This window comes from Gordonibacter sp. RACS_AR49, assembly GCF_030418435.1.
Taxonomy (GTDB): Bacteria; Actinomycetota; Coriobacteriia; order Coriobacteriales; family Eggerthellaceae; genus Gordonibacter; species Gordonibacter urolithinfaciens.
The window spans coordinates 184,699-202,886 of the sequence record NZ_JAIUDM010000002.1 but is presented as its reverse complement, the minus strand read 5'-3'; the positions used below and the strand labels follow the sequence as shown (position 1 = coordinate 202,886).

The window sequence follows — 18,188 nt, the reverse complement described above, 5'->3', positions numbered from 1 at the left end:
CCGAGCGTGCTTCGCACGTGAGGGAAAGCGCAAAAGAGGCAAGACGGGGCACTGCGGGAGACCGCAGCGTCGGGCAGTTCCGCCGTCCGTCAGGACGGCGGAACGTTGCATCTCATAAGGCCGTACTCTATCGAGTCGACCAGTGCGTTCCACGATGCCTCGATGATGTTCTCGGAGACGCCGATGGTTCCCCAGGTGCCGTCGGCGTCGCGCGTGGTGATGACGACGCGGGTGATGGCGCCCGTGCCCACGTTCTCGTCGAGGATGCGTACCTTGTAGTCCACCAGCTCCATGCCCGCCACCTCGGGGAAGAACTGCGTGATGGCCAGGCGCAGCGCGTTGTCGAGCGCGCCCACGGGACCGGTGCCCTCACCCGTGGCCACGAAGCGCTCGTCTCCCACGTGTATCTTGATGGTGGCCTCGCTCATGGCGTCCTTCGCGCGGGCGCCGGTATCCTCGTGATCGTCCACGATAACGCGGAAGCTCTCCAGCGTGAAGTGCGGCCGGTAGGTGCCCAGATGCCACTGCAGGAGCACGGCCAGCGAGCCGTCGGCCACCTCGTAGGAGTAGCCCTGCGCCTCGCGCGCCTTGATGTCGTCGAGGATGGCCTGCGCCTGCTCGGGATGCTCGGCCAGGTCGACGCCCAGGCTGGCGGCCTTCGCCACGAGCGACGCCTTGCCCGCCAGCTCGCTCACCAGCATGCGCGTAGCGTTCCCCACGCTCTCGGGGCGCGCGTGCTCGTACGCCTCGGGGAAGCGCGCGATGGCGCTGGCGTGCAGGCCGCCCTTGTGCGCGAACGCCGACGCGCCCGTGTAGGGATGGTGCGCGGGCACGGCCATGTTGCACGTCTCGGCCACGAACTGCGACACGCTGGTCAGCTGGCGCAGCTTGTCGGGGCCGACGGTGGTGCAGCCCATCTTCAGCTCCAGGTCGGCGATCGTGGTGAGCAGGTCGCAGTTGCCCACGCGTTCGCCGAAGCCGTTGACGGTGCCCTGCACCTGGGTCGCCCCGGCGCGCACGGCGGCCAGCGTGTTCGCCACGGCGCAGCCCGAGTCGTTGTGGCAGTGGATGCCGATGCGCTGGCCCGGCAGCTCGCACGCGACGGCGGCCACGATCTCTCCCACCTCGTGTGGCAGCGCGCCGCCGTTCGTCTCGCACAGGTCGATGGAGTCGGCCCCGGCCTCGCTCGCCGCACGCACGCAGGCAAGCGCGTAGGCGGGGTTGGCCTTGTAGCCGTCGAAGAAGTGCTCGGCGTCGAACACCACCTCGCGGCCCTGCTGCTTGAGGTGCGCCACCGAATCGCGGATCATGCGCAGGTTCTCGTCGAGCGTGGTGAGCAATGCGCGCGTGACCTGCGCGTCCCATGTCTTGCCAACGATAGTTACGATGGGTGCGCCGCTGGCAAGGAGATCGGCCAACCCCTGGTCGTCGGCCGCCGCCACGCCCTTCTTGCAGGTGGAGCCGAACGCCGCGATGCGCGCGTGCTTGAGCGGCAGCTCCTGCACGCGCTCGAAGAACGCGATGTCCTTGGGGTTCGACGCCGGGAAGCCGCCCTCGATAGCGTCGACGCCGAATGCGTCGAGCCTCTCCACGATGCGCAGCTTGTCCTCGAGCGAGAGCGTGATGCCCTCGCTCTGCTCCCCGTCGCGCAGCGTGCTGTCGTAGGTGAAGATCCTCGTCAAGAACGCGTCCTTTCCAGGTCGATGAGGGGGCGATCCCTTGACCGCCCCCTCGCGCGAAGCGCGAAAACAACCGCGCAGGTTGGCGTAGTAAGCCAGCGAGGGGCGCCGAGGTGCCCGAGATTCGTGGGATGGCGGGGGCGCCGCGTACTTCGGTACGCAAGCCCGCGGCATCGCGCGAAGATCGGATGCCTCGGCGCCCCGCAGCGTCGGCGGGTTCCGGCGGCCGGCAGGCCGGCGGAACTTCGAACGTCGGCGGGTTCCAGCGGCGGCTAAGCCGACGGAACCTCGGTCAACCAGTCGGCGTAGTCGTCGATCTGGCCGTAGGCTACGGCGAAGTAGCGGTCCTGCAGGGCGCGGGTGACCTCGCCCGGCTTGCCGATCTCGCGGCCGTCGACGCTGCCGATGGGCGTGAGCTCGGCGGCGGAACCGGTCATGAACACCTCGTCGGCAATGTAGAGGTCGCTGCGCGTGAGGCTCTCCTCGATGGCGGGAATCTCCAAGTCGTCGGCCAGGCACAGCACCGTGTCGCGCGTGATGCCCTCGAGCAGGCCATCGGACAGGGGCGGCGTGGACAGCACGCCGTCGCGCACGATGAACAGGTTCTCGCCGGTGCCCTCGCACACGAGGCCCGCCTCGTTCAGCATGATAGCCTCGGCATAGCCGTGCTCCTTGGCCTCGAGCTTCGCCAGGATGGAGTTCATGTAGGAAGCCGTGCTCTTCACCGCGGGCGGGATGGCGTTGTTCGAGCGCTGGCGCCACGACGACACGCCCACGGCCACACCGTTCTCCAGCGCGTCGGCACCCAGATAGCTCTCCCACGGCCACACGGCGATGGCCACGTCGGTGGGCGAGCCGGTGGGATCGACGCCCATCACGCCGTAGCCGCGGTACACGAGCGGGCGGATGTAGCACGACGGCAGGTTGTTCTTGCGGATGAGCTCCACGGTGGCGTCGCACAGCTCGTCCACCGTGTAGGGCAGCTCGATGCAGGCGATCTTGCAGCTGCGGTGCAGACGCTCCATGTGGTCACGCAGACGGAACACGTAGCTCTTGCCGTTCTCGGGATTCTTGTAGCAGCGGATGCCCTCGAACACGCCGGAGCCATAGTGCAGCGAGTGGGACAAGATGTGCGTGGTGGCCTCGGCCCAGGGGATCATCTCCCCGTTCTTCCAGATGTAGTCCACTTCGGTGATGTCGGCCATGATCGCGTCCCTTCTCGCCTCGGTTCGGACGCCGCCGCATGCAATCGTTCGCCCCGTTCCCGGCCGTGCCGGCAATCGGGCGGGCGAACGAGCCCATGCGGTCTGACGTGCGGGTATCGTTCTTGATCGTTCGCCCATTGTACTCCAATAGACTAAAGTGCGTTGCGGTTTCCGGCGAAGAGACAGAAAACCGGCACCGAAAGCAGACGTGCGGAAGCAAAGGCCGGCCGAGGCCGCCAAGAGCTGGGCAGCCCCAGGAGCTAGCCGCTTCCTACCGAACCCTGTTCGAGATGAACGTTGTCACCAAGCCTACCGCCGGCCGGCAGGCTACCTGCGCATGCCGCGCTGGGCGTCCCCGCCTTGTCCGGCGGCCATGGGGCCGCCGCCCATGCCGAGTCCGCCCGTGCCGCCGGTAGCCGTCGTGGAGGCAGTGACCTGGGTGGCCGCGCCGCCGGACACGGTGCCGGAGTCGGTGTAGCCGTCGGCGTTCGCGCCGTTCACCTGGCCGCCGATGACGAGCGAGCAGGTGCCGCCCTCCTCAGGCGCGGGGCTCGAGGCCAGCACCATGCCGAACTGCTTCGCCGCCGTGAGCGAGGCCACCACCGTGCCGTCGGCGTCCGTCACCGCCACGCTCTGGCCCGCGTTGCCGCCGGCTGTGGCGAAAGCAAAGGGCTGCGTGCCGTTCGTGAAGTTCTGCGCCATGCCGGCGGAACCCACCATGAGCACCGTTCCGCCGCTCACCGTGGCCGTGAGGTCGTAGTCGAACGCGCCGTCGCCGCCGCTCGTGGGCCCGTTCACCAGCAGCACGCCGCCGGTGACTTCGACGGAGCCGTTGCTGTCGATGCCGTCGCCCGCGGAATCGAGCACGGTGTAACCGCCGTTGATCTGGATGAGGCAGTTCTCGTCGCCCATGGTGGGCGCGCCGGCCTCGGCGAAGGCGTTGTCCGGCATGCCGCCGTTCTGCTGCCGCTCGTCCATGGACATGCCCCCGCCGCTGGACGCCACTGCGCCGTCCTGGGGCATCGCGCCATCCGACATCGCGGGTGGCTCGCCGCCATCGCCGGGCTTTGCCTCGGGTGCCGCGCCACTTGCCGCCGCAGTACCGGCCGCGTCGGCCTCGGTCGCGGCCGTCGTTGTCGCATCTGCCTCGTCGCCCGTCAGGTCGGCCGCAGACGCGTTCACGGCGTCGTCGGCCGCGACGATATGCGTGCTGCCGCCGTTCACGTAGATCTTCTCGGCCTCGTAGCCCTCGTAGCAGCCGGTCACGTCCACCGTACCGTCGTCGATGACAAGCTTCGTCTCGGCGTGGAACGCATCGTCACCGGCCTCGATGGCAAGCGAGCCGCCCGCAAGCAAGCCCTCAAGGTCGGAATGCAGCGCGTCGTCGGCAGCCACTATGTCCAGCTCGCCGCCCGCGATGCGCAGGTACGTCTGCGCTTGGATGCCGTCGTCGCCGGCCTCGATGGCGAACGTGCCGCCGTCGATAGAGACGAAGCCGCGAGTGGCGTCTCCGTCGTTGTTCGACTTGATGCCGTCACCGCCCGCCGTGAGCGTGAAATTGCCGTCCGCGATCTTCACGCAATCGCGCCCGCGCAGCGCATCCTCCGCCGCATCCACCACGTAGGTGCCTCCCGTGATGACCAAATCGTCCTTCGAGCAGATCGCATGCCGGTACGCGCTCGTCACCGTCAGCATGCCCGACCCGTTGATCGTGAGATCGTCGCGGCTGAACAGAGTGGCGTAGGGCTCGTCCGTACCGTCTTCGAGCACGTACTCCGCACCGTCGGTGAGCGTGTTCGTCGTCCCGTCCGCCAACGTGACGAAGCACTTGTCCGACTGCTTCACGTACACCGCCGGCCCATCCTCGTTATGGATGGCTGCGCCAGCAAGCACCACCTGCACCTTGTCGGTGTCCGCAGCGTCCACCACCAGCTGGCCGTCGTCAAGTGTGCCAGACACGACGTACGTGCCCTCGGTCAAGATGGTCACCGTAGACCCCTCGGCCGACGCCCCGCCGCCATCGACCGCAGCCGACGCCCCATCGAGCACGATGCGCGTGGCCGAAGCCTCGTCGTAAGAAGCGTCCTTGTCCCTATTGGAATAGCCCAGATCGAGCGCCGAAGCATCGAACGCAGCCGCCACCTCCTCGAAAGTCGTCGCTTCAGTCGAGGTGGAAGACGAAGCAACAACATCAGACCCAGCAGATTCAGAAACCCCCGGACCAGAACATCCTCCAAGCAACCCGGCTAGCAAGGCGCACGCCGAGACAACAGCGATGCCGCAACCCGCGGCGCGGGGCAACGCCCACCAAGCGAGTTCCGCAGCGCAGCGAGGACTGTCCGAGCGACTGGGCGTTGCCCCGCGCCGCCCCAGGAAGCATTTCAGCGAGATTCTCTTCATCCTACAGCACCTCCTTACTAGCCGCCGCGCGCCCCAGCACCACCTTGAGGTTGCCGTTCAAGCACCGCACCTCGTCGATCATGCGCTTCTCCACGCCGGGCTCCTTCATCCTCACCGCGTACTCGAGAAGGAACAGGCTGCCCATGTTGGTGGTCTGCACCTCCACCAGCTCGTGTTCGTCAGTGTAGCGCGCCAGCACGCCGTCGAACACGCCGTCGTACTCCAGGTCCTCGGGGATGGTGATCTTGAGCATCTTCTCCGGCGCCTTCTGCTTGCCGAACGGCGAGAGCACATACACCACGTTCGCGATACCCACGATAACGGTGAACAGCACCGCCAGCGCGATGAACCCCATGCCCGTGGCCAAGCCGATGGCCATGGCCAAAAACACGTTGCCGATGTCCTTCGCGCTGCCGGGGATTGAGCGGAAGCGCACGAGGTTGAACACGCCCATCACCGCGATGCCCGCGCCCAGGTTGCCGTTCACCAGCGTGATGACCATCTGCACGATGAGCGGGAGCAGCGCGAGCGTCACCACGAAGTTCTTCGAGTAGGTGTGCCGGAACATGTAGATGGCGGCCACCGCCGCGCCCAGCACGATGGACGCGGCGCAGCACAGCAGGAAGTCGACGGTGGAAACGCCCGCCACGAGCGATTCCGCCGAGCCGAATATCGAGGTCAAAGCCGCATCAAGCACAACGGCCTCCCTTCTTCGCAGAGGTCATGGCCGGCGCGCGGAAGCGTCGCGGATGGCTGCTACGAGGAGCCGCCGCGAATCGCTCGGCTTGCTGGTCAGCAGCTGCCTGCGACGTGTGCGCGCCCCTGCGTTCGACCTCGAGCGCTTCCGCCACTGGTCGAAGCATCGGCTCGCATGCACGGTATGCCGCGCCGTACTTGGAGAACGACGTCGGGTAGACATGACCCTCGCCGAGCGCCCTAACGAGCCACAAAGGGAACGGGCCCGAGGCCTTGACCTCCATGACGGCCTCACCCGTGCGCAGGAGCGGGGTTGTGGAGGAGTCCGAAGCGAACAGGTCACGGCAGACGATGCGCTCGTCGAACGTGATGCGCAGGTTGCAGGGCACGTCGACAGGCGGCTTGGGCACCGGAGCGTAGGCAACGCGCTCGCACCTGATGAGCATGGAGGGCACGAGGGGCGCATGGCGCACAAGGAGCTGGTCGATCTCCGCGGCGATCTGCAGGCTGCGCGGCGCGCACGACTCGGCAGCCGCGCCTGCGTCGGCCAAGGGGAAGCAAGCGCATGCGTCCTCATACGAGACACCGCCCAGGAAGGCGCGCGCCGCCGCGTAGGAGCACCCCACGCGGCGCTTGTACACGATGCCCTTGTACTTCTTCTTGATCTCGACGAACACGAGGCTGTCGTCCGTGGGCGTGCCGTAGCTGCGCAGGCGCAGCTTCTCCTTGTACAGCGGCTTGTCGAGCGAGCGCTCGATGAGGGCGCGCTCGGGCGTGTCGAGGTAGAGGCTGCGCACGGTCGTGCAGCCGTACACGTCAGGCGCCATGCGCCCCTCGAGCGCGCGGCGCATCGTCTCGGCTTGGCGGGCATCCAGGCGATACTTGACTTCCTTCCGCTCGAACACGTCAGTGAATGCGGTCATGTGGGCTCCTTTCCTTCAAGAATGCCGGCCATCCTAGCCGTCCACGCTGAAAGAACCCTGAAAGGCCGCTTGATCCGGCAATCCCCCGGTTCTTTCAGGGAGATTTCAGCATCGGCGATACAATGGAAGGTGCACAGTGCGAGGAAGGCGGTTCCAGGCATGCAGATTCTCATCGTCGAGGACGACGTGCGGCTGGCGCGGGCGCTCGCGCACATCCTTGAGGAGAACGGCTATGGCACCGACGTCGTGCATGACGGCGCAACGGGCTTGGCCTGGGCCGAAAGCGGAAGGTACGACGTGATCGTGCTGGACGTCATGCTGCCGAAGAAAGACGGGTTCTCCGTAGCGGCCGACCTGCGGCGCGCGGGCGTGAGCACGCCCGTGCTGCTGCTCACCGCACGCGACGCGGTGCCCGACAAGATCACGGGCCTCGACAGCGGCGCCGACGACTACATGACCAAGCCCTTCTCCCCTGCAGAGCTGCTCGCGCACCTGCGCGCGCTCACCCGGCGCCAGGGCGAGGTGCTGTTCGAGAAGCTGCCCGCGGGCGACCTCGAGCTCAATCTGGAAAGCCACGACCTCACGTGCAGCGCGAAGTCCATCCACCTTAGCTACAAGGAGTTCTGCCTTGCGAAGGTGCTCATGGCCAACGCCGGAGCCGTAGTGTCGAAAGACCTGCTCATCGAGAAGGTGTGGGGCGTCGAATCCACCGCCGAGGACAACAACGTTGAGGCGTACGTGTCGTTTCTGCGCAAGAAGATGAAGTTCCTGGGATCGGCAGCCCGCATTGAGACGCTGCGACGCGCAGGTTATCGCTTCTCCGCCGATGCGGCGCCGCACGGAGAGGACGGGCCGTCATGCTAAGCAAGCTGCGCCTCAAGTTCATCGCGCTCAACATGGCCACCGTGGTCGTGGTGTTGGCGGTGGTGTTCACGTTTATCTGCGTGATCGACCAGCAGCAGAGCATCGCCCGCGTTCATGAGGCGCTCGACGCCGCCGTGGCGCATGCGGGCGATGCGAACGTCGGTGCGAGCCCGCTCGGCAGCCAGATGCCCGGCGACGCAGCGCGCGAGGGGGCGGCACCTCCCGAGATCGGCGGCAAGCGCGGCGGATCGGACCCCTCCATTCCCGTGGCCGTGTTCTCGATGGATAGCGACGGAGCGCTCGCGGCCGTGCAGGCGCGCACGACGGCCTCGCTCGCCGACGACGTGCTGGCCCAGGCCGCCGAGCAGCTGGCCGACGTGCCCGAAGGGTTCGGCAGCCTGGACGGTTTAGGGTTGTTCTACGCGAAGCGCGTGGCGGGCAGCACCGCATATCTCGCGTTCGCGGACATGAGCGCGGCGAACGGCTGGCAGGCGCTCGCCCTCACGCTGGCCGGCGTGGGCATGGCAGCGCTCGCAACGTTCCTGGTGATAAACGTGTTCTTCTCGCGCTGGGCGCTGCGGCCGGTAGAGAGGGCATGGGCCCAACAACGCCGGTTCGTGGCCGACGCGTCGCATGACCTGAAGACGCCGCTCACGGTAATCCTGGCGAACACGTCCATTCTCCTTGAGCATCCCGAGCGCAGCGTGGCCAGCCAAAGCCAGTGGGTGGAAAGCACCCAGCATGAGGCCGAGCAGATGCAGACCCTGGTGAGCGACCTGCTGCTGCTCGCCCAGACGGACGAGGGCGCGGCGAAGCCGCCCATGGAGAAGCTCGACCTGGCCGACCTTGTGGAAAGCGAGTTGCTGCAGTTCGAGTCCGTGGCGTTCGAACGCAAGGTGAAGCTGCGCTCCCAACTGGAGCCCGGCGTGGCCGTCTGCGGCAACGCGCCCCTTTTGCGCAAGCTCGCGGGCACGCTGCTGGACAACGCCTGCAAATACGCCGACAGGGGCGGGCGCGTGGATGTCGAGCTGCGCCGCACTGCGCGCCACGTGGAGCTCGCGGTGCGCAACACCGGCTTCGCCATCGCGCCCGAGGACCTGGCCCACGTGTTCGACCGCTTCTATCGGGCCGACAAGGCGCGCACGCGCGACGACAGCGGCTTCGGCCTGGGGCTGGCCATCGCCCGCAGCATCGCCGAGGAGCACGGCGGCACGCTTTCCGCAGCCAGCGACGAGGCGAGCGGCACCACGTTCACGCTCGCGCTGCCGATAGCGGGAAGCTGAGCGTGCCCGTCCGATAGCCGGCACTTCCCCATTGTCGCCAATGAAGAGGTCCTCGATGGCGAATGAAGCAAGGCACCTACGGGCTCATGCGCGCAGCAGCTCCAGCGTGAAGCGGTCGGGGCTCAGCTCGTCGTCCCACACGTCGAGGGCGAGCACGGCGCGCTCGGGCGGCACGTCGGCAGCGGCCGCGAACGCCGCGGCGAACGCGGCCTCGAAGTCGTCCCGTTCTACGCGCTCGCCCGCGAACATGCCGCCGGGAAGCCGCAGCAGACCCTCCGACGCGCCGCCCCCGGCGGGAGCGGCCACCTCAAGAACAACGTGCCACGCATTCCCGCCGTCGGCCGCGGGCAGCCGCGCCATACCCTGCAGGTACAGCGGCAAGAGGCCCTCCGCCGCCGCCCGGTCGTACAGCTCGGTCGCCGCCTGCGCATAGCGCTTCGCATGGAACGCGCGGTCCTCCCAGGTAACGGAAAGAGCCGTCCACTCATCGAGCGCGCGCTCGTAGAGCGAAGACCCCTCGCGCAGTCGCCGCTGCAGGGCCACCTCGCGCTGGTACCCGTCCACCTGCATCATGATGCCCTCGGCGCGCCTCAGGTTTTCCAGCGCGAGCGTCCGTCCGCGCTCGAGCAGCGCCTCGAGGTCGAGCCGGCCCTCCGCGGTTCGGTAGCGGTGCAGCTCCTTGAGCGGAAGGCCCAGCTCCACGCACGTCACCACCACGTCGAGCTCCGGCATCTGGCTGAGCGCGTAGTACCGGTAGCCCGTCTGCGAGTCCACGTGGGCAGGCAGCAGCACGCCGATGCGCTCGTAGTAGCGAAGAGCCTTGATGCCCACGCCCTTCATGCGCGCCACCTCGCCGATGGAGAGCAGGTTGTTTCTCATGATTCTCCTTTGACTCGACCCTTAGGGGATAGTTTAAGCTCTTCTCAAGCCAAAGGAAAGGAGGGGGATCGGATGGTTCCCTATGTGCTGCTCGGCGTGGCCGTGGCGTTTGAGGTGTTCGGCGATTCGATGATGAAGCTCTCGCAGGGCTTCACGAGGAAGGCTCCCATCATCGGCATCGTGGTGGGCTACGTGGCGGCGTTCACGCTGATGGCGCAAACGCTGGAGAGCCTGCCGCTCGGGTTCGTGTACGCCGTGTGGACGAGCGCCGGCATCGCGCTCACCGCCGTGGTGGGCGCGCTATTCTGGGGCGAGGGCCTGGGCGCGAAGAAGCTGGCCGGCATCGCCGTCATCATCGCCGGAGTCGTGTTGTTGAAGATGGGAGCGTAACCATGAACGCCATAGCCGAGCGCATCGACCGCATCAATCCCTACGCGCTGCTGGGCGCGTCCATAGCCCTCGAGGTGGCGGGCGCCACTCTCATGAAGCTGTCCGAGGGCTTCTCGCTGCTGCCGTTCACCCTGGCCACCGCCGCGTGCTATCTGGCAACGTTCGCCCTGCTCACGTTCACGCTCAAGCACCTGCCGCTGGGCCTGGCCTACGGCATCTGGGGCGGCGTGGGAACCGTGGGCACGGCCGTTATCGGCATCGCGCTGTTCGGCGACCCGTTCGGCTGGGCCACCTGCCTGGGCCTCGCCCTCGTGGTGGGCGGCATCGTGCTGCTCAACCAGGGATCGAAGGAGGCGGAAGCGAAGGAGACCGTCGGCGTCTAGCGCCTTCGCGCGAAGCGCGAAAATTACCACCCAGGTTGGCGTAGCAAGTCAGCGAGAAGGGCCCTGGTGCCGATAATCGCCCCGTTTCGCGGCCGAGCGTGCTTTGCACGTGAGGGCAAGCGAAAAAGGGGCGAGGATCGGCACCAGGGCCCTTCGCAGCGTCGAGTCGTTCCGCGACCGTAGGCCCGCGGAACTCTACACGTAGAAAAGCATGTCGTTGTAGGTGGGCACCGGCCAGTGGTCGCGGTCGGTGACTATCTCCATCTCGTCCACGGCGGCACGCAGCTTCTCCATGATGGGCACGATCTCGTGGGCGTACTTGTTCGCGCGCTGCTGCTGGTCGACCAGCTCCAAAGCCGCGTGGTGCGCGGCGTCGAGCGCCTGCAGCTGGGCGTCGATCTCCTTCACGCCGGCGAGCAGCTTGCGCAGCAGGGCCTCCTGCTGGCCCACCTCGACACCAGCGGCCGCGGCGCGGACGGCCGTGATGCCGCGCGCCACCTCGGCGGCGTAGCCGTTGATGGCAGGAAGGTAGGCGCGGCGCACCATGCGCTTCATGGTGCGGGCCTCTATGTTCAGCAGCTTGTTGTACTTCTCCAGCTTCACCTCGTAACGGCTGCGCACCTCGGCCTCGGAAAGCACCCCGAGCTCCTCGAACAGCGCGATGCTCTTCGGGTCCACGAAGCACGGCAGCGCATCCGCCGTGGTGCGGTGGTTCGCCAGCCCGCGGCGCTCGGCCTCGCGCTCCCATTCTTCCGCATAGCCGTTGCCGTTGAAGATGATGCGGCGGTGGGCCTTGAGCGTCTTGCGGATGTAGGCGATGGTGGCCGTCTCGAACTCGTCGCCCTCCTTGCCCTCCATGGCGTCGGCGAAGTCCTTGAAGCTCTTCGCCACGGCGGTGTTCAGGATCATGTTCGCATCGGACAGGTTCACGTTCGAACCGGGCATGCGGAACTCGAACTTGTTGCCCGTGAATGCGAACGGCGAGGTGCGGTTGCGGTCGGTGTTGTCCTTCAAGAAGTTCGGCAGCACGTCCACGCCCAGGTCCATGGCCACCTTCTCGGCGCTCTCGTACTCGTGGTCGTCCACGAGCGCGTCCACGATGGCATCCAGCTCGTCGCCCAGGAAGATGGACACGATGGCCGGGGGCGCCTCGTCGGCGCCGAGGCGATGGTCGTTGCCGGCGGAGGCCACCGACATGCGCAGCAGCTCCTGGTAGTCGTCCACCGCCTGGATCACCGCGGTGAGGAACACGAGGAAGCGCAGGTTGTCCATGGGGCTCTCGCCCGGGTCGAACAGGTTCTTGCTGGCGGACAGCGACCAGTTGTTGTGCTTGCCGGAGCCGTTGATGCCCTCGAACGGCTTCTCGTGCAGCAGGCACACCAGGCCGTAATGCGATGCCAGCAGACGCATCTTCTCCATGGTAAGCAGGTTCTCGTCCACGCCGCGGTTCGCGTTCGTGAAGATGGGTGCCAGCTCGTGCTGCGCAGGAGCCACCTCGTTGTGCTTCGTGCGCGCGGGCACGCCGAGCGCCCATAGCTCGTCGTCGAGCTCCTTCATGAACTCGTTCACCGTGGGGCGGATGGCGCCGAAGTAGTGCTCCTCCAGCTCCTGGCCCTTGCACGGGGCATAGCCGAACAGCGTGCGACCGCACATCACGAGATCCTGGCGCTTGGCGTAGTCCTTCTCGGAGATGAGGAAGTACTCCTGCTCGGCGCCCACCGTGGGCACGACGCGCTGCGGCTCCCAGCCGAACAGCGCGAGCACGCGGTTCGCCTGCTCCTCGACGGCGCTCATGGATCGCAGAAGCGGCGTCTTCTTGTCGAGCGCCTCGCCGGTGTAGGAGCAGAAGGCGGTGGGAATGCACAGCACCTCGTCCTTCACGAACGCATAGCTCGTGGGGTCCCACGCCGTGTAGCCCCGCGCCTCGAACGTGGCGCGCAGGCCGCCGGAGGGGAAGCTGGACGCGTCGGACTCGCCCGAGATGAGTTCCTTGCCGGAGAAGCTCATGATGGCGCGGCCGTCGCTCACCGGGTCGAGGAAGCTGTCGTGCTTCTCGGACGTGATGCCGGAGAGCGGCTGGAACCAGTGCGTGAAGTGCGTGGCGCCCTTCTCGATGGCCCACTCCTTCATGGCGTGCGCCACGACGTTGGCCACCTCTATCTCCAGCGGCTCGCCTTGCTTCATGGTTTTGAGCAGGCTCTTGTACGTCGCCGAGGGCAGACGCTCCTGCATCGTGTGCTCGTTGAACACCATCGAGCCGTACGTATCCGAAACTCGTGCCATAGGGCTTTCGCTCCTCACCTTGCCGGCCCGGCGTCCACCGGGGCCGTCGCGCCGCGTGCGCGCGGATTCGATCGTCGTATACGATACCATGCTTCGCAGGCGAAACGCACTTTCAGCATCCGGTCATCAAACTAACGGTTTATTGTTTCGGAGAGGTTTCGAGGCGCGGGCGCCTCCCGTCGCCCTTCCCCGTTTCCCATAGCGTCAGTCAACTACTTGCGCTATGATAATAAGTGCTCGAAAACAATAGGGAAGAGAGGCTGCGACATGGGCAGGCGGGCATGGATGATCTTGGCAGTGGCAGGAGTGGCGGCCATGGCGGCCGTCGTCGCGGTGTCGGTGCTCATGGGCGGCTGCGCGGAGCCGGTGGAGACGGCAGCCGGAGGGACCGTGCCCATGAAGTGCCACTGGACGTTCGTCGCCACGACGCTCGTGGGCGCGGTGGGCGCGGTCACGGCGCTGCTGGCGCTGGCAGGCCGCACGAAGGAGGGGCGCCGCTTCGCCGGCATCGCCACGGCCGCCGTGGCTGCGGCGACCGTGCTGTTGACCACCCCCGCGGGAATCGGCCTGTGCGGCAACCCCAACATGTCCTGCCACCAGACGGCGCTCGTGCTGTGGGTTGCCGCCGGCATCGCCCTCGTCGTGGGCATCGTGCAGGCTGCCAAGGCAGACCCGAAAGGCGCCGAGCTGCCGAAGATGAAGCTGTAGCGTCCAGCGGGACTACCGCTCGTGCCGCTTCAGCAGGGGTAAGCACGCGAACGCGATGACGGGCAGCATCACGGCCAACACGGCGCCGAAGCCGAAGCTGGCCGTGGTTCCCAGCTGGTCGATGAGCGCGCCGCCCAAGGTGGGCCCGAACGCCAGGCCGCAAATGCTCCCGGAGTTCATCCAGGTGATGGCCTCGGTCAGGCGGTCGCCCGGCACCATGCGCTCGCAGGTGGCGTTCGCCGTGATGAAGAACGGCGCGTAGAACATCGCCGCCACGGTGGATACTGCGAACAGCGACTCTATGGACCCGATGAACACCATGGTGCCGTAGGCGCACCCCACCAGAAGGCTCACGGCCGCGAGCTGGGCGTACTGCGGTATGGTCAGGCGGATCATGCCGAACAGGAACCCGGACGCAATGGACACGCACGCGGCCACGATGAGGATGACGCTGGCGGCCGACGGGTTCCCCACGTCCTCGGCCAGCGACACGGTGGCCGTGTCGAACACCCCGTAGAACGCGCCGAGGAAGAACATGAGCGCGAACAGCACGCGCACGACCGACGAGGTGGCGATGATGCTGCGACGGTGCTTCGGGGGCTCCCCGGCGCCAACGCTTCCCACCGCGGGCTCGGTGGACCGGGAGAGCGTGAGCACCACGACGCCCACGGCGAAGCACACGCCGCCCGCCAGCATGCCGGCCGCCGGGAAGAGGGCCGCGGCCAGGGCGATGGAGGCCGCCGGCCCCACCATGAAGGCAACGTCGTCGATGATGCCCTCGTAGGAGAACACGGTCTTCAGCGTGGGGGCGTCCTCGCCCAGCCGGCCCGAGCGCACCAGGTACGTCCAGCGGGCGCGCGTGAGCGCCTGGGCATTGGGAATGAACCCCATGAGCACGGCGGCCACGTAGCACAGCGCGATGGGCCCGCCCAGGCTCACGGTTGCCAGCATGAGGGCGAGCCCCACGAGCGTGACCACCGCCGCCTTCGGCACCACCGCGTGCTGGCCGCGCTCGTCCACCAGCTTGGAGACGCGCGGCGAGATGAGGAACGTGGCCAGCGCGATGGTGGACGACACCGTGCCCGCGAGGAAGAACGAGTACCCCGCCAGCGTCAACATGGAGATGGACCCGATGGTTGCCATGTAGGCGTACACGCGCATGAGGATGCCGCCCGCGTCGAACGCGTAGGCCTCCCTCACCTTGAGAACCGCGCGGTACACCCCGCGGTCGAAATTCTTCACCGGCACCGTCCCCCTGAACCCGACGCCGGGCGCTACCGCTCCACGAACGTCTTCCCTTCCAGATGCATGACGCGCGAGGCGCGCGAGGCCAGCTCGCGGTCGTGCGTCGCGAACAGCAGGATACCACCGTTTGCGGCGCGCTCGAACAGCGTGTCGGCAACACTGGCGGAACTGTCGGCATCAAGGTCGTTCGTGGGCTCGTCGGCAATGACGATGGGCGGGTCCAAGAGCAGGGCGCGCGCCACGGACACGCGGCGCTTCTGCCCGATGCTCAGCTGGTAGGGGTAGTGCATGAGGCGGTCGTCCAACCCCAGGCCGTCCAGCAGCTGCTCGGCGCGCTCGCGGGCGTCGAACGGCAGCTTGCCGGCGAAGTTGGCGGGCGCCATGACGTTCTCCACGGCACGCAGCGAACCTACCAGCTGGGTATGCTGGAACACGAAGCCGAACGTCTCGCGGCGCAGGCGCGACAGCTCCTTGTCGCCCAGCGCGTCGCTGTCCTGCCCGTCCACGACAACGGTGCCCGTGGTGGACGACAGCAGCAGCCCCAGCATGGACAGCAGCGTCGACTTGCCCGACCCGGAGGGCGACACGAAGGCGATGGAATCGCCCGGCTCCGCCGTGAACGAGATGTTCTCCAAGATGACGTTGCCGCCGTAGGACTTGCCCAGGTTCTCCACTTTCAGCTTGCTCATGTTAATCGATATCCCCCTGCTGCATGGCGAGCGACGGATCAAGCCGGCCCACTTGGCGCAGCGGCCAGACGACGGACAGAACCGAGATGAGCGCGAACAGCGCCACGATGCCCGCTCCCAAGGCCATCACTGCAGGAACGCTTAGGCCGATGAAGGGGAACGCCATGGAATCCAACATCACCCCCAGCAGCAGCTGGTAGAGCACGGCGCCCAGCGCCAGGCCCGCCACGAGGCCTGCGGTCACGATACAGGCTATCTCGCCGCCGATGAGCTTCTTCAGGTGCGCCGTGCTTGCCCCGATGGCGCGGTACAGCGCCAGCTCGCTCTTGCGATCCCACACGCACGAGTAGAAGCGCGCGAACAGTTGCAGCAGCGTGATAACCAACATGACGGCCGCCGCACCAGCCAGCAGCACGAATACCGACTGGAGCTGGGCCTGAGCACGCTCGGCCGTTTCGGAATGCTCCACATAGGCCACGTTGCGCATGAGGTTCAGGTTCGTTTGCACGCGAGCCAGCTGCTCGGCGTCGATATCCACCATAATGCAGCTGATCAGCTCCGACGGGTCGCCGTACATGCTCCAGAAGCGCTCGTTGCCCGCCGTGCCGCGCGATATCTCGCGCGCCGTGTCGATGTCCATGACGATAGACTGATCCAACTCCCCGCCCGACTCGGCCATGACGGCCACCACGTCGTACGGCTCGCCCAAAATGGATATCTGCCCCTGCGACATGCCGTCCACCTGGCTGCCCACGATAACCTCGTTGGGCGCCAAGCTGCCGGAGAACCCTTCGGGCACGAGAGGGGTAACCACGAAGTCGGTGGTGAAGTCCACGCCTATGAGGCGCGTGGGATTCGTAGCCGAACAGCACGACTGATCCAACGTCTGGCTGAAGAACTGGCCGGTTACGCGGGTAACGCCGCCAATGGCGGCCACCTCGTCGGCCACGCCCTCGTTCATATACATGGTCACCGGAGCGCCCGTGAACAGCAGATCAGCGCCCGTGAGATACGTCTCGGCGTCGGCGGGAACCACCATGATATCGGACCCACCGCGCTCGGCCGACACGTCGATACCACGCGTTACGCCACCGTAGATCAGGCCAAACGCCAGAAACAACGCCGCACTGAGCGCAACCGACACCAAGATGGACGCCGTTTGCACCTTGCGCATCTTCAGGCTGCGCAGTATCAGAGAACCCATAGCGTTCGCTTACCCTTCCCTCTCCCGAGCCGTCCGGCCGGAACCTCGAATCGGGGACCGTACCGAAAGCCCCCGGAACGGAGGCCGCCCACCAGAAAATGCGGGCGTGGCTTTCGATACAGCCCCGATAGAAACCTAGATCGTGTAGATCTCGCCCAGCTCGGCCAGGCGGACTTTGGCACCCTTGGTGTCGGCAGTCTCCTTCGCCACGTCGCCGCGGAAGTCCACCACCATGTCCACCAGGCTGTCCAGATACGCATCCACTTCGGACTCGTCCTTGGGAGCCTCGGTGAGCACGCCGGCGTCGTACAGCTCGCGCCAACGCTCCTTGCTGGAGGCGCGCATGTCCTCCTCGTTGCCGTGGCCCCAGAGGTAGTTCACCGTCAGGCCGCGCTGAATCTCGGGGTACTCGTTGTTGGCGTAGCCCTTCTCCATGGCCATGTCGATGGCGCGCTGCGGGTCCTCGTTGATATAGTCGTTGGCCATGGCCATGGCCTTCGTCAGCTTGTCGCCCATCTCGGGGTGCTTCTCCAGGTTGTTGGCGTTGCAGCCGATGAAGCAGCAGTAATACTCGCCCAGGTCCTCGCAGGAGGTGTAGAAGAAGTGGATGTTCTCCTGGTCGTTCCAGCGAATGGGATACGTGGTGGCATCGGAGCCGCAGGCGGCGTCGATCTCGCCGTTCTTCAGGGCGTCGGCGATGGTGGAGCCGGAGTACTTCACCCACTCGATGGTGGAGGGGTCGCCGCCCTCGCGCGCGCACAGCGAGATGCACTCGGTGTAGGCCGGGCCGTTCATCATGGTGGTGCCCACGCGGCGGCCGGCCAGGTCCTTGCACGACTTGATGTCGGGGTTGTTCGTGACGCCCGACCAGCAGCCCACATGGATGGTGTCCAGGTGCTTGAGCGGCATGCCCTGGTAGATGGCCGGGAAGTCGCCCGGGGTGGACTCGAAGAAGTCTATCTCGTCGTTGGCCAGCAGGATGGACACGTCGCTGGTGATGAGCACGATGTTGGGCTCCAGGCCCACTTCCTCGAAGTAGCCGTTCTCGATGGCCACGTACACCGGCAGCTCGCAGGGCGAGCCGCCCCAGTAGCCGATGGTGCAGGGCGTCTTGTCAGAGGAGGCGGCTTGATCGGTCTGACCCCCCTCGGGCTTTTTCTCCTCGGCCGGGCTCGAGCAGCCCGCGGCCACCGCGCCCATGGCGGTGACGGCGGCGGTCGCTCCGGCAACCTTGGCGAACGTGCGACGGCTCATGGCCGTCTTGGAGGATTCCTTCATCCTTAAATCCCTTCCCTTTCAATCTTTCCCGTCAGCTTGCAATGCCACGCATCGCAACGACCTTCCTATGTCAACGGCC

The 18,188-nt window shown here is 66.6% G+C and carries 16 protein-coding genes; 5 read left to right on the top strand and 11 right to left on the bottom strand.

The window, feature by feature from the left end:
- Positions 1–89 precede the first annotated feature (89 nt).
- The 5 genes from cimA to LB310_RS05450 form a co-directional block, all read right to left on the bottom strand.
- Positions 90–1,682, bottom strand: a complete 1,593-nt coding sequence (gene cimA / locus LB310_RS05470) for a citramalate synthase (protein WP_301154718.1) — start codon at positions 1,680–1,682, stop codon at positions 90–92.
- A 269-nt stretch (positions 1,683–1,951) separates the two neighbouring features.
- The gene (locus LB310_RS05465) at positions 1,952–2,884 is read right to left on the bottom strand and encodes a branched-chain amino acid transaminase (RefSeq protein WP_123672753.1); all 933 of its coding nucleotides are present in this window, start codon (positions 2,882–2,884) and stop codon (positions 1,952–1,954) included.
- Between the two features lie 327 nt (positions 2,885–3,211).
- Positions 3,212–5,026, bottom strand: a complete 1,815-nt coding sequence (locus LB310_RS05460; RefSeq protein ID WP_301154717.1) for a carbohydrate-binding domain-containing protein — start codon at positions 5,024–5,026, stop codon at positions 3,212–3,214.
- A 259-nt stretch (positions 5,027–5,285) separates the two neighbouring features.
- Positions 5,286–5,981 (bottom strand): DUF4956 domain-containing protein, encoded by a 696-nt coding sequence (locus tag LB310_RS05455; RefSeq protein ID WP_301154716.1) that lies wholly within the window; start codon positions 5,979–5,981, stop codon positions 5,286–5,288.
- Positions 5,974–6,903 carry a polyphosphate polymerase domain-containing protein gene (locus tag LB310_RS05450; RefSeq protein ID WP_301154715.1) on the bottom strand — a complete coding sequence of 310 codons (930 nt, stop codon included), beginning with the start codon at positions 6,901–6,903 and terminating at the stop codon, positions 5,974–5,976. The genes LB310_RS05455 and LB310_RS05450 overlap by 8 nt, the downstream gene beginning before the upstream one ends.
- A 159-nt stretch (positions 6,904–7,062) precedes the next feature.
- On the opposite strand from LB310_RS05450, the gene LB310_RS05445 reads away from it, so the two are divergent.
- Positions 7,063–7,767: a response regulator transcription factor gene (locus LB310_RS05445; RefSeq protein WP_301154714.1), complete on the top strand. Its 705-nt coding sequence runs from the start codon at positions 7,063–7,065 to the stop codon at positions 7,765–7,767.
- The gene (locus LB310_RS05440) at positions 7,761–9,050 is read left to right on the top strand and encodes a cell wall metabolism sensor histidine kinase WalK (RefSeq protein WP_301154713.1); all 1,290 of its coding nucleotides are present in this window, start codon (positions 7,761–7,763) and stop codon (positions 9,048–9,050) included. The genes LB310_RS05445 and LB310_RS05440 overlap by 7 nt, the downstream gene beginning before the upstream one ends.
- A gap of 84 nt (positions 9,051–9,134) precedes the next feature.
- Here the strand turns inward: LB310_RS05440 and LB310_RS05435 are convergent, their stop codons facing one another.
- Positions 9,135–9,929, bottom strand: a complete 795-nt coding sequence (locus LB310_RS05435; RefSeq protein ID WP_301154712.1) for a MerR family DNA-binding transcriptional regulator — start codon at positions 9,927–9,929, stop codon at positions 9,135–9,137.
- Positions 9,930–10,001: 72 nt separating this feature from the next.
- Here LB310_RS05435 and LB310_RS05430 point away from each other — a divergent pair, with 72 nt between their 5' ends.
- Together LB310_RS05430 and LB310_RS05425 are read left to right on the top strand one after the other, a co-directional pair.
- Positions 10,002–10,319 (top strand): multidrug efflux SMR transporter, encoded by a 318-nt coding sequence (locus tag LB310_RS05430; protein ID WP_087190214.1) that lies wholly within the window; start codon positions 10,002–10,004, stop codon positions 10,317–10,319.
- Between the two features lie 2 nt (positions 10,320–10,321).
- Positions 10,322–10,702, top strand: coding sequence for a multidrug efflux SMR transporter (locus LB310_RS05425; protein ID WP_123672766.1), 381 nt, complete (start codon positions 10,322–10,324; stop codon positions 10,700–10,702).
- A gap of 195 nt (positions 10,703–10,897) precedes the next feature.
- Here LB310_RS05425 and LB310_RS05420 read toward each other — a convergent pair whose 3' ends face one another.
- Positions 10,898–12,985 (bottom strand): glutamine synthetase III, encoded by a 2,088-nt coding sequence (locus LB310_RS05420; protein ID WP_301154711.1) that lies wholly within the window; start codon positions 12,983–12,985, stop codon positions 10,898–10,900.
- A 297-nt stretch (positions 12,986–13,282) separates the two neighbouring features.
- Between LB310_RS05420 and LB310_RS05415 the strand changes: the two genes are divergently transcribed.
- Positions 13,283–13,693, top strand: a complete 411-nt coding sequence (locus LB310_RS05415) for a DUF4418 family protein (protein ID WP_301154832.1) — start codon at positions 13,283–13,285, stop codon at positions 13,691–13,693.
- A gap of 12 nt (positions 13,694–13,705) precedes the next feature.
- Here LB310_RS05415 and LB310_RS05410 read toward each other — a convergent pair whose 3' ends face one another.
- The 4 genes from LB310_RS05410 to LB310_RS05395 all read right to left on the bottom strand — a co-directional run bounded on the left by LB310_RS05410 (position 13,706) and on the right by LB310_RS05395 (position 18,109).
- On the bottom strand, positions 13,706–14,935 hold the full coding sequence (locus tag LB310_RS05410) for an MFS transporter (RefSeq protein ID WP_301154710.1): 1,230 nt from the start codon (positions 14,933–14,935) through the stop codon (positions 13,706–13,708).
- A gap of 32 nt (positions 14,936–14,967) precedes the next feature.
- Positions 14,968–15,627, bottom strand: coding sequence for an ABC transporter ATP-binding protein (locus LB310_RS05405; protein ID WP_301154709.1), 660 nt, complete (start codon positions 15,625–15,627; stop codon positions 14,968–14,970).
- A gap of 1 nt (position 15,628) precedes the next feature.
- Entirely contained in the window at positions 15,629–16,831 is a 1,203-nt protein-coding gene (locus LB310_RS05400; RefSeq protein ID WP_301154708.1) for an ABC transporter permease, read from the bottom strand.
- Between the two features lie 135 nt (positions 16,832–16,966).
- Positions 16,967–18,109: an ABC transporter substrate-binding protein gene (locus LB310_RS05395; RefSeq protein ID WP_301154707.1), complete on the bottom strand. Its 1,143-nt coding sequence runs from the start codon at positions 18,107–18,109 to the stop codon at positions 16,967–16,969.
- Positions 18,110–18,188 lie beyond the last annotated feature (79 nt).

Coding starts and splice junctions, on each gene's coding strand:
- LB310_RS05450 (WP_301154715.1), bottom strand. CDS start 6,903: ATGACCGCATTCACTGACGTGTTCGAGCGGAAGGAAGTCAAGTATCGC.
- LB310_RS05435 (WP_301154712.1), bottom strand. CDS start 9,929: ATGAGAAACAACCTGCTCTCCATCGGCGAGGTGGCGCGCATGAAGGGC.
- LB310_RS05430 (WP_087190214.1), top strand. CDS start 10,002: ATGGTTCCCTATGTGCTGCTCGGCGTGGCCGTGGCGTTTGAGGTGTTC.
- LB310_RS05420 (WP_301154711.1), bottom strand. CDS start 12,985: ATGGCACGAGTTTCGGATACGTACGGCTCGATGGTGTTCAACGAGCAC.
- LB310_RS05425 (WP_123672766.1), top strand. CDS start 10,322: ATGAACGCCATAGCCGAGCGCATCGACCGCATCAATCCCTACGCGCTG.
- LB310_RS05400 (WP_301154708.1), bottom strand. CDS start 16,831: ATGGGTTCTCTGATACTGCGCAGCCTGAAGATGCGCAAGGTGCAAACG.
- LB310_RS05465 (WP_123672753.1), bottom strand. CDS start 2,884: ATGGCCGACATCACCGAAGTGGACTACATCTGGAAGAACGGGGAGATG.
- LB310_RS05445 (WP_301154714.1), top strand. CDS start 7,063: ATGCAGATTCTCATCGTCGAGGACGACGTGCGGCTGGCGCGGGCGCTC.
- LB310_RS05405 (WP_301154709.1), bottom strand. CDS start 15,627: ATGAGCAAGCTGAAAGTGGAGAACCTGGGCAAGTCCTACGGCGGCAAC.
- LB310_RS05395 (WP_301154707.1), bottom strand. CDS start 18,109: ATGAAGGAATCCTCCAAGACGGCCATGAGCCGTCGCACGTTCGCCAAG.
- LB310_RS05440 (WP_301154713.1), top strand. CDS start 7,761: ATGCTAAGCAAGCTGCGCCTCAAGTTCATCGCGCTCAACATGGCCACC.